The sequence below is a fragment of the Cytobacillus kochii genome (assembly GCF_020171845.1).
Taxonomy (GTDB): domain Bacteria; phylum Bacillota; class Bacilli; order Bacillales; family Cytobacillaceae; genus Cytobacillus; species Cytobacillus kochii.
Map to the genome: position 1 here is coordinate 25,555 of NZ_JAIVAM010000008.1, position 13,849 is coordinate 39,403.

The 13,849-nt window shown below is 31.9% G+C and carries 19 protein-coding genes and 1 pseudogene; all 20 read left to right on the forward strand.

The window, feature by feature from the left end:
• Positions 1-3: 3 nt before the first annotated feature.
• The 20 genes and pseudogenes from LCM23_RS13075 (at position 4) to LCM23_RS13165 (ending at position 13,817) form a co-directional block, all read left to right on the forward strand.
• Positions 4-1,557 carry a DnaB-like helicase C-terminal domain-containing protein gene (locus LCM23_RS13075; protein ID WP_224937362.1) on the forward strand — a complete coding sequence of 518 codons (1,554 nt, stop codon included), beginning with the start codon at positions 4-6 and terminating at the stop codon, positions 1,555-1,557.
• A gap of 15 nt (positions 1,558-1,572) precedes the next feature.
• Positions 1,573-2,694, forward strand: coding sequence for a hypothetical protein (locus LCM23_RS13080; RefSeq protein WP_224937363.1), 1,122 nt, complete (start codon positions 1,573-1,575; stop codon positions 2,692-2,694).
• Positions 2,684-2,929: a hypothetical protein gene (locus LCM23_RS13085; protein ID WP_224937364.1), complete on the forward strand. Its 246-nt coding sequence runs from the start codon at positions 2,684-2,686 to the stop codon at positions 2,927-2,929. The genes LCM23_RS13080 and LCM23_RS13085 overlap by 11 nt, the downstream gene beginning before the upstream one ends.
• Positions 2,929-4,389, forward strand: a complete 1,461-nt coding sequence (locus tag LCM23_RS26080; protein WP_224937640.1) for a DHH family phosphoesterase — start codon at positions 2,929-2,931, stop codon at positions 4,387-4,389. The genes LCM23_RS13085 and LCM23_RS26080 overlap by 1 nt, the downstream gene beginning before the upstream one ends.
• Before the next feature lie 16 nt (positions 4,390-4,405).
• Positions 4,406-5,818: pseudogene (locus LCM23_RS26085) on the forward strand (PHP domain-containing protein); the annotation flags it as partial.
• Between the two features lie 60 nt (positions 5,819-5,878).
• On the forward strand, positions 5,879-6,712 hold the full coding sequence (locus LCM23_RS13100) for an LAGLIDADG family homing endonuclease (protein ID WP_224937366.1): 834 nt from the start codon (positions 5,879-5,881) through the stop codon (positions 6,710-6,712).
• A gap of 317 nt (positions 6,713-7,029) precedes the next feature.
• A complete protein-coding gene (locus tag LCM23_RS13105; protein ID WP_224937641.1) occupies positions 7,030-9,564 on the forward strand; it encodes a helix-hairpin-helix domain-containing protein in 2,535 nt (844 codons plus the stop codon).
• A 107-nt stretch (positions 9,565-9,671) separates the two neighbouring features.
• On the forward strand, positions 9,672-9,986 hold the full coding sequence (locus tag LCM23_RS13110; RefSeq protein ID WP_224937367.1) for a coiled-coil domain-containing protein: 315 nt from the start codon (positions 9,672-9,674) through the stop codon (positions 9,984-9,986).
• Positions 9,987-10,002: 16 nt separating this feature from the next.
• The gene (locus tag LCM23_RS13115; protein ID WP_224937368.1) at positions 10,003-10,305 is read left to right on the forward strand and encodes a 3D domain-containing protein; all 303 of its coding nucleotides are present in this window, start codon (positions 10,003-10,005) and stop codon (positions 10,303-10,305) included.
• 4 nt (positions 10,306-10,309) lie between these two features.
• A complete protein-coding gene (locus LCM23_RS13120; protein WP_224937369.1) occupies positions 10,310-10,771 on the forward strand; it encodes a hypothetical protein in 462 nt (153 codons plus the stop codon).
• A complete protein-coding gene (locus LCM23_RS13125; protein WP_224937370.1) occupies positions 10,768-11,355 on the forward strand; it encodes a nucleoside/nucleotide kinase family protein in 588 nt (195 codons plus the stop codon). The genes LCM23_RS13120 and LCM23_RS13125 overlap by 4 nt, the downstream gene beginning before the upstream one ends.
• Positions 11,356-11,511, forward strand: a complete 156-nt coding sequence (locus LCM23_RS13130; protein ID WP_224937371.1) for a hypothetical protein — start codon at positions 11,356-11,358, stop codon at positions 11,509-11,511. It begins immediately after the preceding gene.
• Positions 11,512-11,785: 274 nt separating this feature from the next.
• Positions 11,786-11,998, forward strand: coding sequence for a hypothetical protein (locus LCM23_RS13135; RefSeq protein ID WP_224937372.1), 213 nt, complete (start codon positions 11,786-11,788; stop codon positions 11,996-11,998).
• A gap of 5 nt (positions 11,999-12,003) precedes the next feature.
• On the forward strand, positions 12,004-12,399 hold the full coding sequence (locus tag LCM23_RS13140; RefSeq protein WP_224937373.1) for a beta-sandwich lipoprotein: 396 nt from the start codon (positions 12,004-12,006) through the stop codon (positions 12,397-12,399).
• Between the two features lie 15 nt (positions 12,400-12,414).
• A complete protein-coding gene (locus LCM23_RS13145) occupies positions 12,415-12,627 on the forward strand; it encodes a hypothetical protein (protein ID WP_224937374.1) in 213 nt (70 codons plus the stop codon).
• A gap of 262 nt (positions 12,628-12,889) precedes the next feature.
• Entirely contained in the window at positions 12,890-13,036 is a 147-nt protein-coding gene (locus LCM23_RS13150; RefSeq protein WP_224937375.1) for a hypothetical protein, read from the forward strand.
• A gap of 18 nt (positions 13,037-13,054) precedes the next feature.
• On the forward strand, positions 13,055-13,186 hold the full coding sequence (locus LCM23_RS25915) for a hypothetical protein (protein ID WP_263624234.1): 132 nt from the start codon (positions 13,055-13,057) through the stop codon (positions 13,184-13,186).
• Between the two features lie 34 nt (positions 13,187-13,220).
• Positions 13,221-13,379 carry a hypothetical protein gene (locus LCM23_RS13155; protein WP_224937376.1) on the forward strand — a complete coding sequence of 53 codons (159 nt, stop codon included), beginning with the start codon at positions 13,221-13,223 and terminating at the stop codon, positions 13,377-13,379.
• 29 nt (positions 13,380-13,408) lie between these two features.
• Positions 13,409-13,579, forward strand: coding sequence for a hypothetical protein (locus LCM23_RS13160; RefSeq protein ID WP_224937377.1), 171 nt, complete (start codon positions 13,409-13,411; stop codon positions 13,577-13,579).
• A gap of 28 nt (positions 13,580-13,607) precedes the next feature.
• Positions 13,608-13,817: a hypothetical protein gene (locus LCM23_RS13165; protein ID WP_224937378.1), complete on the forward strand. Its 210-nt coding sequence runs from the start codon at positions 13,608-13,610 to the stop codon at positions 13,815-13,817.
• Positions 13,818-13,849: the final 32 nt, after the last annotated feature.

Sequence of the window (13,849 nt, forward strand, 5' to 3'; positions counted from 1 at the left end):
AGAATGAGTCTTATTGATAAAAGATCTATAATGCAAGTGCTAGGAAATGTAATGAAAAAGCCTTCACTACTGGAAGAAGAGAGGTATCGATTAACAAAAGAGGATTTTTATGTTGAAGGTGAATCCTCTTTTTATATGATTATATTTGCTGCAATTAACAATTTGAAGGAACAGGGTATAGATGAAATTGACCTATTGATGGTGGATTCATTCCTAAGTTCATATGAAATACAATATAAAACTTTTAATGATAATGACGGTATAGAATATTTACATACAGCATTAGAGAATGCACATATTAGGAATTTTGACTATAGCTTCACTAGACTGAAGAAGTTTAGCTTACTTAGAGAATACGAGAGACAGGGATTTGATATAAAAGGTGTATATGATGATTCAGTTATCAATCCAGTCGAGAAAGAAAAAATGGTTGAAGAGTTTGATAGGATAACAATCGAAGAAATAATTGAAATATTCGAAAGAAAACAATTAGATATTAGAAACATGTTCCTTACAGACAATAGCAAGAAAACACAACATGCAGCAAAGGGAGCAAAAGCTTTAGTTGAGAGCTATAAAGCAGAGCCAGACTTTGGAGTTTCTTTAATTGGAAACCTCCAAAATACAATATTTAGAGGAGCAAAGTTAAAAACAGTTACATTGAGATCTGCTCCACAGAATACAGGTAAAACGAGGTTGGCCTTAGCTGAAGCTACAGACTTAGCTGTTGATGAGATTTATGATTTGAAGTTAGGAAAATGGATAGAGAGAAATAATTTAGAAGATGTTTTATACATTAGCACAGAGATGGATGCTGATTTACTACAACCAACAATATTAGCTTATATTTCTGGTGTGCCTGAATCATCCATTAAGGATGGAATATGTACAGATGAAGAGTATGAAAGAGTAGATAAGGCTATTGAAGTTCTAGGGCGATCAAACTTGTGGATTGAATATATTCCTAATTTTAATACGCAACTAATTGAAACAGTTATAAAGACACATATTGTAGAAAATAAAACTCAATATATCTTCTTTGACTATATTCATATAAGTGTTCAGATTCTTGAAGAAATGGCCAATATGTCTAAAGGTATGAGCATGCGTGAAGATATGGTTCTTTACATGTTTATGTTTCGTTTAGTTGAGATTGCTGAAAGGTACAATGTATTTATTTCTACTTCATCACAATTAAATGGAGAATGGAAAAATGTACGAGATGGTGATCAGAATTTACTCAGAGGAGCAAAAAGTTTAGCGGATAAGATACAAAAAGCAATGATTGCATTTGAAGTAACTCAAAAAGATTTAGAATCTATTGAGCCTATTTTAAGAAATGGTTTCTATAAAACTCCAAATATCGTATATCACGTATATAAAAACAGAATGACAAAATACAAACCAGTTAAGATATGGCTGCATGTAGATTACGATACCATGAGAATAGATGAATGTTTTGTTACTAAAAATGATTGTACATTGATCGAAGATATTGAACCAACGGAAATAAAGAGTAAACCAAAACAAAAAGATGACACTAAGTTTGTGTTCTAAGGGGGTTAGCCCCATTTGAGATACGATAAAGACAAAATTCGAGAGAGCTTAACACAAGAAGAAGTACATAAGATATTAATAGATTTAGGAAGCAAAGAACCATTTCAAGGCAATCAGTATCAAACAGTTTGCCATGGAGGACATAAACATAAGCTTTACTATTATCATGAAAGTAAAACCTTTCATTGTTATACAGATTGCTCAAGAAATATGGATATATATGATGTTGTGATAGGAGCAAAAGAGAACCAAGGGTATAAGTATTCGTTAAATAAGGCTGTTGAATATGTAGCCAGACTAACCAATAAAGGGTTTGGTTTCTCATCTTCAATAAAGATTAGTAATGACATTATAGATGATTGGAACTGGATAAATAAAATTAAACACATAAAGGATAGGCAGATTAAAACATTGCCTGAATATGATTCAAGAGTGATGGATCTGTTTTTACCTTATCCTCATGAAGCTTGGTTAGATGAAGGAATATCTTATGAAACACAACAGAAATTTAATATTTCTTACTATCTAAAAGGGGAAAGAATCGTTATTCCTCACTATGATATTAATAATAGACTTATTGGTATTCGAGGTAGGGCGATGCTTCAAGAAGATATAGATGCTGGTAAGAAGTATATGCCATTAACAATTGAAAATAGATTGTACAATCATCAAATTATGCTTAATTTATATGGTCTCAATAAAACAAAAGATGCTATAAGTAGGCTGAGAAAAGCAGTGATATTTGAAGGCGAGAAATCTGTATTAAAGTGTGAGGATTATTATAGAGACAACAATTTTTCAGTCGCTTCCTGTTCTAGTCAGATTACTGATATGCACAGAAACATTCTTCTTTCTTTAGGTGTGGAAGAGGTTATTATTTGCCAGGATAAATTTAGAGCACAGAAAGAAGATGAGACAGATGAAAAGTATGAGGCAGCCATAGAATCTTACCAGAAAACACTTTTGAAATTTGCATCTAAGTTTACTCCTTATGTTAGAACTTACATAGTTTGGGATGATATGAATCTATTAGATTATAAAGAAAGTCCATGTGATAAAGGGAAAGATGTATTGGAAGAATTACTTAGAAACAAGTATGAAATAGGAACAATTGAGGGAGTGGAAAATGAATTATAAATTAATCGGAAAGAATAACTTTACTAAACCAATTGATACTATATTAGAAAACAGAGGGATTCAAGACATAAAAAAGTTTTTCAAACTATCGGATGAACACATCATCCATTATTCAAAATTAGTTAATATTAATAAAGCTGTTGAAAAGATTGTAAAACACATTGAAAAAGGTGGTGAGCTGTTTGTACAAGTCGACAGCGATCCCCAGATGGGTATACAAGTGCTACACTATTAATTAAATATCTATCTAAAGCTTTTCCATCAGTGAAAATTAAATGGAGGCTCCACGAAGGAAAAGAACATGGAGTAATAGTAGACACTGTACCTAATAACACGAGCTTAGTAATTATCCCAGATGCAGGAAGTAGCCAATTTGAAGAACATAAGAAGTTAAAAGAAATGGGTATGGATGTTATTGTATTAGATCATCATGAATGTGATGAAGAGTCTAAAGATGCAATCGTTGTGAATAGTCAACTATCCCCTGAATATGAGAATAAACAGTTTTCAGGAGTAGGTATTGTATATAAATTTTGCAAGGCCTTAGATGAGAAACTTGGATTAAATTATGCTGACAACTATTTGGACTTGGTGGCAATAGGGAATATTGCAGATAGTCAAGATATGAGGTCATTAGAAACCAGATATTTTGTCGATAAGGGATTAAAGAATTTAAAGAATAAGCTATTAGTTGCATTATATGAAAAACAAGCTTATCCAACTAAAGGTATTGTCAATATAAAGAACACTGAGTTTTATATTAACCCACTTATCAATGCATGCATACGAGTAGGAACAATGGAAGAAAAAACTCAATTAATGAAAGCTTTGCTAGAGTCCGATGAACTAATCTATTACAAGAGAAAAAAGGAATATGAGCCGATTGAGGTTAATACTGCTAGAATGCTAGGGAACGTAAAGAATAAGCAAACTAAAATGAGAGATACAAGTATTCCACTGATCAAGGAAAAGATTGAAGAAAAAGGGCTATTAATGAATAAGCTTTTAATCGTAGACGTGACTAACATTTTAGATAAAAATCTTACAGGTTTAGTTGCAAATAAATTAAAAGATGAATATCAAAGAGGAACGCTTTTGTTTAGATATAATACTGAAAAACAAGCGCTCACTGGATCATTGAGAGGGAATGATAAAGGGGAACTAACGGATTTAAAATCTTTTCTTATTGATGTTGGAAAGTTTGATTTTGTCGAAGGTCATGCGAATGCAGCAGGATTTCAAATTAAACCAGAAAATATGATTGAGGTTAATAATATTATCAATGAAAAACTTAAGAATATTAGTAATGAAATTTACTATGATGTTGACTTTATTTTTACCACAAAGTCACTGAGTAAGACATTTATATTGGAAATAAGCAAATGTAAAGATACATGGTCAAATGGAGTACATGAGCCACTTATTGCAATAAAAGATGTTGAGGTTAATTCTGAAGAGATTTACTTAAATGGTAAAACATCTAAAACGCTAAAGTTTGTAATCAATGGTATTGAATACATAAAGTTTTTTACAAGAGAAGAAGAATGGCACGAGTTAAAAGGAAAAGGGGAAAGGCTATTTATTGACATCATTGGCAAAGGTGCTGTTAATGAGTGGAACGGTGAAGTGATACCTCAGATAGTAATTGAAGATTATGAAGTAACACAAGCAAAGAAGAAAAAATTTGTTTTCTAGAAAGTAGGTGCATAATGTGTGTGTAGGAATATCTTGTCATAATCACACCGATAAATCCAATTTTAGATTACTGGATTCAACAAACAGAACAAAAGATCTAATTAAAACTGCGGCTGAATTAGGATACAAGGGTGTTGCTATAACCGATCATGAAACCTTATCATCACACCTTGAAGCAATTAAACTTACAAGAGAATTAAAGGATGAAAAAAAGCTAGACCATGATTTTAAGCTAATTTTAGGTAACGAAATATATCTAGTTAATTCTATGGAAGAAGTAAAAGACAATTATAAATCAGGGGAGACTAAGTTTCCCCACTTTCTTCTTTTGGCAAAGGATGAAGTAGGACATGAACAATTAAGAATGTTATCATCTCATGCATGGAATAATAGCTTCTACACTGGAACAATGGAAAGAACACCTACTGTTAAAGGGTATCTTGAGGCAGTTGTTAAACAAGATCCTGGCCACTTAATAGCGAGTTCAGCGTGTTTAGGATCAGAAGTGAATATACATTTACTATCTATCAGAGACTTTGAGGAACAAGGGAATGAAGAAAGAGTTAATTATCATAGGGAGGCATTACATCACTTTTTAACTTGGTGTATTGATGTGTTTGGTAAAGAAAATTTCTTTATAGAGTTGCAACCTGCTTTATCAGAAGAGCAGATATATTGCAATCATAAGCTTTTAGCCATTGCCAAGTTTTATGGATTAAAACACATCGTTACAACTGATACTCATTATCTAAGACCAGAGGATAGAGTAGTACATAGAGCATTTTTAAACGCTAAAGATGGAGAAAGAGAAGTAGATGATTTCTATTCAGCTTGCTTTCTTCATACAGAAGAAGAAATCTATATCAATATGGACTATCTAGAAAAAGAAGTAATTGAAGATGCAATTAATAATACACTATTGATTGGAGATATGATTCAGGATTATACAATTGAACATGATCCAATTATCCCTAAGATTGATTTGCCTGAGTTTGAATTAAGACATACTTTTCAACCAGCTTATGATAAATATGAATACATTAAGAAAGTAGCTTATTCAGAAAATGATCAAGACAGATACTTGCTGAAACTTTTAGAAGAAGGATTTGAAGAGAAGTTAATGAGGAAAGATTTATCTTCAGAAGAATTTCATAGTATTCTATCAAGATTAAATGTGGAACTTGGTGAACTATGGGAAATCAGTCAGAAGCTAAATCAATCAATGCCATCTTATTATGTTACAACTAGGGAGATTATTAATATTATTTGGGATGATGAGTGTGGAGGAAATAGTTTAGTAGGCGCAGCAAGGGGAAGTGCAGCAGGTTTCCTTATTACTTATTTGTTAGACATAACTCAAATTAATCCAATGACATATGATTTACCCCATTGGAGACATATACATAAATCAAGACCAGATTTTCCTGATCAAGTAATATACGTTTAAAAAATAAATTAATAATAGTATTTTAAAGGAGGTGAGATATGTTTGTTAACAGATAGAATAGTAGAGATAAAAGAAATGTACGAAAATGGTGCAACACTTAAGCAAATTGCGATACAGATAACGGGGAATGAAAACGACAGAAAAAAGATAAGTAAGCTACTAAAAGAAAACGGAGTCAAGGTGTCATATTTTAAATACAGTTGCAATGAAAATTTCTTTGAGGTGATTGATACTGAAGATAAGGCATACTGGCTTGGTTTTATTTATGCAGATGGGTATGTAATAACAGATGAAAAATACAAAACTGGGAAATTGGGGATAGCTTTAAGTATGCACGATATAGAACACCTTGAAAAGTTCAAATCTGCCATTGATTCAACTCACAATATCAAGGTGTATACACATAAAACTCCTTATAATGAGCAAACTACATATTGCAAGATAGTCATTACTTCTCATAAGATTGTTTCAGATTTAATTGCTTTGGGGGTTTTACCAAGGAAAACTGAAATCCTTTCATTCCCGACAAGTGAAAAAGTACCCCAAAAACTAGTTAACCACTTCATTAGAGGCTACATGGATGGAGATGGATCAATAGTCAAACCTAGAACAAACAAATTTCAGCTGAGTTTTTGTGGAACTAGAGAATTTTTAAGTGGGATACAAGGTAGCTTGGATCTAAACTTAAAATTGATGAAGCGACATAAGAACAATATTAATAATTGGACTTTAATAATAGCAGGGAACAAACAAGTTGAAAGATTATTGGATTTCATCTATAAAGACTCTAAAGTATTCCTTAAACGAAAATATGAAAGGTATACTTCTCTTAAGGACTTAAACTTTGAGAATTACTCAAAAACGTATATTACTTAGTCGTCTATAGTGGTAACATTATAGATTACTAGCTGGTGAACCTGTAATTGCAGGGTGTGTTCTACAGGAGGAACGCTAACGGTGGAAGCCTAAGTTAAGAATAAATTAATATGGTAATACCGTGCCAAGCTTTGCTGAAATGTCGTGAGATACTCGGTAAAGAAGGTGTAACGACTAGGGTAATGTCCCGTAGTGAATAGGTGAAAGTCCTATTTGCGAAGCGCCAGCCATCCTGTCTTACAGAGATGAAGATATAGTCTAAGCCCACTTTTACAGAGTGTTAAAGTATCTCGAAAGGGAGGGTATCACTGATTGACATTGATACAGAAGGATCAAAGAGAAATAGAATTATAGGAGCACTAAAGAAACATTTTGGTGAAGATAGAGTATTACAAATAGCCACCTTTGGAACTGAGGGTTCTAAATCAGCTATACAGACTGCATGTAGAGGATTAGGAATAGACAGTGATGTTGGCTTGTATTTGGCAGGAATGATACCTTTTGAGCGTGGTTCTAACTGGTCACTAAATGACTGTTTTAATGGCCATGAAGAAAAAGAAAGAAAGCCAATTAAAGAATTTATACGAGAAGTGGATAAGTATCCTTATTTAAAAGAGACTGCTTTAAAAATAGAGGGTTTGGTTAATAAAAGGTCAAGTCATGCAGGTGGAATATTTATTTTTAATGAGCATTATGTAAAGACGAGTGCGTTAATGAAAACACCAAAAGGTGCTAATATTACTCAGTTTAACATGGGTGATGCTGAAGCAATGGGGAATATAAAATTCGATCTTTTAACAATTGAAGGACTTGATAAGATACGTGTAACCCTTGATCAACTTTTAGAACATAACGAAATTGAATGGCAAGGAAGTATTAGAAAAACCTATAAAAAATATATTCATCCAGACACACTTGACTATGATAATCCAAAGATATGGGAAATGGTTGGTAAAGGGGAAGTAATGGATCTATTTCAATTTTCCACAGACATTGGATTACAGTCAGTCACCAAGGTTAAGCCTAAGTCATTGCTTGAAGCAGCTGTAACTAACTCTCTAATGAGATTGATGTCAGATGGTGATGAGCAACCAGTTGACACATTTGTTAAATATAAAAACAATATTTCATTGTGGTATGAGGAAATGGGTAAGGCTGGATTAAGTAAAGATGAAATAGCAGTATTAGAAACTTATCTAAAAGATCTATATGGAGTAGCAGACACACAAGAAGTGGTAATGCAAATGGTAATGGATGAGAAGATATCTGGCTTTGATATTAAAGAGTCAAACTATTTACGTAAGTCTATAGCAAAGAAAAAGGCAGATGTGTTAAAGGAAGTACAAGAATTATTTTTTAAAAAAGGTAAAGAGATGGGTGCATCAAATCAACTATTAAACTATGTATGGAACGTGCAAATTAAACGACAACTGGGTTACTCGTTTTCAATACTTCACACTTTAGCTTACACAGTCATTGCGCTACAAGAATTGAATTTGATTTTTAAATATAACCCTCTTTATTGGAATACTGCTTGTTTAACTGTCAATAGTGGAGGAATAGAGTCTGATCAAGATGATGATGACTCAACAGAAGAAGAATCTAAAAATAAGAAGAAGTACTCGACCAACTATGGAAAAGTTGCAGCTGCGATTGGAAATATTCGTCAAAGAGGTGTGAAAGTAGCATTACCAGATATTAATAAAGCAAAATTCGGATTCTCCCCAGACTTGGAGAATGATTCAATTATCTTTGGCTTAAAAGGGATGAATGGGATAGGCGATGATGTTGTTAATTTAATTATCAAACATAGACCATATTCATCTTTTGAGGATTTCTATGAGCGAATGTTTGAAACTAAGTTAGTTAAAAAAGGTCAACTGGTTCAATTAATTAAAGGTGGATGTTTTTCGGAATATGGCGATAGCAAATCAATAATGGAGAAGTTTGCACAAAAACTATTTGAGCCAAAGAAAACTTTAAATATGCAGAACATGCCTATGCTATTGAACAATGAATTTCTACCTGAAGACTATCACTTTGAGGGTAGGCTATATAAATATAAGAAGTATATATCTCAATTTGTCTGTAAAACACTTAAGAATCCTAAAGACCGCCTATTCAAATTAGATGATATATCTCAACAGTTCTTTCAAGAATATTTTACTGATGAGTCAGTGGTTGAATACTCTGACGATGGATCTTTAATTATATCTGAGAAAAAATTTACAGATGAATACAATGAAAAAATTAAAGAAATGAAAGATTGGATGAGTAAAGAGAATACATTGAAACACATCAACTCTTTATTATATGGCCAATTATTAGACGAGTATATGAATGGGACAGTTAGCAAATGGGAGATGGATTCTCTTTCATTCTATTATCATGAGCATGAGTTAGCTGCCATAAATAAAGAAAAGTATGGTTTAAGCACATTTAGTCAATTACCAGAAAATCCTATTGTGGTTAATGAATATGTATCTAAAGGTATCCCAAGGAAAGAATTTCAGTTAAATAGAATTGCGGGAACAGTATTAGATAAGGATAAGAATAAACACCAAATTACTATTCTTACAACAGATGGTGTTGTAACTGTCAAATTCTATGCTGGAGCCTTTTCCCATTATAATCAACAGCTTTCTAAGCCTATCTCAAAAGATAAAAAAGAGGTTGTAGAAGCATCCTGGTTTACTAGAGGAAATAAGCTAATTATAACTGGCTTCAGAAGAGGGAATAAGTTTATTCCGAGAAAATACAAGAATTCTATCTATCAGCACACAGTAGCAATGATTGATAATATTGATCAAGAAGGTAACTTAATAATTAAAACAGAAAGAAAAGAAATTTAATTGAAAATAAATTAATATAATGTATTGTAATTATCAGAAAGATAGTTTATTATTTAATTAACATAAAAAGAGAGGTGATGGATACTCTTGATTTTTAAGAGTTTAATATGAAAAAGAAAACTATGTTAACAGTTACTTTAGTCGGTGGATTATTAACATCCAATGTTTACACAGGTTACACCATGAATAACATAATTATAAATAGAGAGAATGAAATTAATAGCTTAATTGAAAATAATCAAATACTTAACAATGAATTATTTGAAAGGAATAGCACATTGGAGAAACAACAAGGAGAAATACATACTCTGAATGATGAAGTTGAAAGGTTGAATACTTCCATTAAAGAGAAGGAAGTAAAAATTTCTGACCTAGAGAAAAAGTTAAACGAATCAAATAAAAGGCTAAAGGAATTGCCCTAGTGAAGAAATTCTAAATATGGAAGTGACTGCTTATACCAGTAACTGTAAAGGGTGTACAGGTAAGACATACTCAGGATACAACGTTCAGAACACAATTTATTATAACGGAATGAGGGTTATAGCAAGTGACCATTCAGTTTTACCGTTATATTCAATTGTTGAAGTTGCAATTGGGAAAAGCTCTTTTAAGGCCATAGTGCTTGATAAGGGTGGAGCAATAAAAGGTAATAAATTAGATTTACTTGTAGGTACCTATGATGAAGCTATTCAATTCGGTAGAAAACAGACGAAGGTTAAATTAATCAGAAAAGGTAGGTAGATTAATGGGTGAAATTGTTGTAGTAAACACTAAAAGCAGTGACTTGAAACATTATAATGGGTTTTTGGCTGAGATTGAAGAGTTACCCAAATTAAACGTTAATGACTTCATTGTATCAATTATTGATAAAGATAAAAACATAATTGAAAGTGTAAAAATGCGTGAAGAAGAAGTTCAGAGATTAAGAGACTCTTCGATAATCCATTACAGAGAGTATGAACCAGTTGTTTATACACCAACTAATGAAATAGCAAGAATCAACAAAATAGATTACATAAATGAAATGGTTGGACTAGACTTTGAGGATGATGGGTCTATTGTTGTAGCGCCATTAACGATAAAGCAAGTTAAAAATAAAAAAGATATTCGTGAGCAATTGGCCAAACATAGGTATGCTGATGGGTATTATAGAATACATGAAAAGCAATTAGAGGACATATTGAAACAAGTGGATGTGATAATGTGAGCAAAATTATAATTTTAGAAGGTGCGAGAGGAACAGGGAAATCTTCAGTATCTTTTCAGTTGAGACAGCACTTGCCACACAGCACTTTAATCAATTTTACTGGTTTTAATGAGAGTGGGGAAGAAGGATTAAATAAGATAACTACATATTATGATTCGTGGTTAGAGTTATTTAGACAGATGAAAAGCGGGATAAAAGATCAAGTAATAATTTGTGATAGATTTTTCTTTTCAGAGAGGGTTTATTCAGCTTTATATAAAGACTATGATTTTAGTAAAATATTTAAAATTTATAGTATGCTATTGCCTACTCTGGCAGATGAGTTATTTATTTACAATTTTACAATTCACGATGAAAAAGAGCTTACAAAAAGACTACAAAGAGATAAAATCCCGTTTAGCTCAATTAAAGAAAGTGTTGAAGAGACACTGAAACAGCAAAAAGAATATAAAAAGTGTTTTGATGAATTTTTTGCTTATCAGGATATTAAATCTTTCAGAGAAAAGATAGCCTTCAAGGAGATTTCAACAGATTCAGAATCAATAGAGTCGGTATTAAATACTATTAAAAATGAGGTGAAATAAGTGTTAAGCCAATCAATTAAAGACTACCTTATTAATGAAGTCCAACAGGCAAATGATCTAAATGGTTTGAAAAATGTAGTGGGCAGATTGATTAATAGCTTACCAAGTAATGAAGATATTGCGAAGAAACTAAGTAAAAATAATAGCTTGTTTTAATTAAAAATAAATTAATATAGGGGTTGTTCAATATATTATACATTAAATTTATTATAATCCTATTATGGTTAGTGTTTGCAGCTGTACTGTTTGCAACACCAAAAAAGGTATGGGTTCCTAACTGGTTTTTAGGAATATGCGTATTAAATATCATTTTGTTAGGTCTAACAGTTTTAAGATATTGAGAGTGATAAAACATGGATTTCATTTGAAAATAAACACTATATATAGATGGTTTTGAATTAAAGTGTCTATATATAGTGTGGATTGAGAGGTGAGAAGCATAGAACAATTAAAAATAGGGTTGATAATTACATTAGTATGTTCTATAGGCATAGGTATTCCTTTAGGAGCTGTGTATGCAATCGATCTTGTTTCAGATAGTGTGTTCTTATATGTGATTACACTTTTTCTAGGTGTTGCCTTAGCTACATCATGTGTATCTTTTATAGTGGAAAAAATTTATAAACCAAAAACGAAGGGTTGATAAGAATGAAGAAAAAACTATTAACTGTTTTAATTGGAGTTATGGCAATTATTTTGGCAGGGTGCACAGAAGCAGACACTGTTTCTGAAAATTTATCAAAGTCAGCAGATTCATTTCAAGTACAAAGAAAAATTGTGTTTTTCAATGGGATAACGGATAAGGATTTATTAGTTGTTGAAGGTCTTTGTGCCATAGGCAATGGAGACACAGACTTGAGAATGACGGTTACATGCAAAGTTGGTGAAGATGAATATAAAAAACACTATCTTGGATTAAGCGATAATGTGAGTTTCTTTGCAGAACAATTAGAAGCTAAGAAAGAAGATCCTTTTCATTACAAAGTTATTATTAGACCAGAGTCAATTATTCCAGACATTGATTTACAAACAAGCAATGAATAAGCAAGGAGACATTTCATGAAGGGCTCTTATAGCGATTTAAATAGAATTAGATTGTACGTTAATGAGTGGCAAAACAGCATTTATCATCACCCTTTAACCTGCGGCAATGATTCGAGAAATCACAAAAGTTTAGTAACACAATTAGAGAAAAGAGCGGATCAATTTGAACTGTTTCTAGTGTGTGAGGATTGCAATTGGAAGCAAGATATTCCACCATATTTAAGATAAATACATAGAACACAAAGGAGAGAACTATAATGCTGAAAAGATACTTTGATAAAACAGATTAGGCACTATTAAAGGAGAAATCAAGTTCTGTATTTAAAGAGATTGGTAGTGGTGTTTACTATGTTGAGAAGGATCGATTTGATCAATTAAGAAAGTATGCTTCTGAGAATGATGTTGTGGAAACTTTGAATATTGAAGATAAAGTTACGGTTGTAAGTAGTATAGGGATATTTGCTAATTTTGAACTGTGAGGTGATATTAATTGGTTAAGAATAAAAGTTGTAAACATTGTGGATGGGAGCTTATATTCTTTAAAGCAGCAGATTTTTGTAGTGAAGAATGTGCTTTATCTGGGGTATCAATTAAAGAGAAATCGAAGGATACGGGAAGCAGAATCCCCATAAGTTAGAAAGGAGATGTCTTCTGAATGACAGTGCAAGAACTGATTGTTGAATTGATGAAAGTTGAAAATAAAGACAAAAAGATTGTTGTGGATTGCGTTCTAGAGATAGAGTCTATCGAAGAAACTGGTGATGGTGACATTGAACTAAGATATTAAGATAAAAGGATAATTTTATCAAGAGGTGATAAACATGGATATGGTTGTTGGTGTGAGATTACAAGAGGAAGCGAGAGAAAAAGTTGAAAAAGAATTAGGTCGAAAACTTACTTTAAATGAATTAGAGATATTCTTCAAAACATCTAGGATATGCTTGATGAAAGGCTATAACTACGCTAAAAGTAATGGATAAAATGAATATTTTAAACATGAGGTGATTAAATGTTTGAAAAGTTTAAGAGAAAAAGAGTGTTAAAAGAAGTTTCAAGGTTGAAAAACTTATTATCAAAAGATGGAACAGGTTTATCGACAGCCAAAGAGATTGCAAGGCAGATAAGAATGTGTGAACTAATGCCTTGGGATGAGTATAAGAAGTTTTTCAGAATTTATTAATAAAATGAATCTTTTATGAGGTGATATTATGTATCTTGCAAAAGTCGGTAGGTTGTGGGTTTCAAATACTGCAATATTGTCAGATGGAAAATATGAGGTTACTTTTACAACAAATAAAAACCATGCAAAAGAACTTGAATCAGATGAAATAAAAGTTATTCTTGTAGATTTTAGTGAAATGAAAATATTTAAAAAAGAGATTAAAGAGTTATCAGAGATGGAACTTATGTGTCTTTGATTTGATAAAATAATTCATTTATTAGAAAGGAT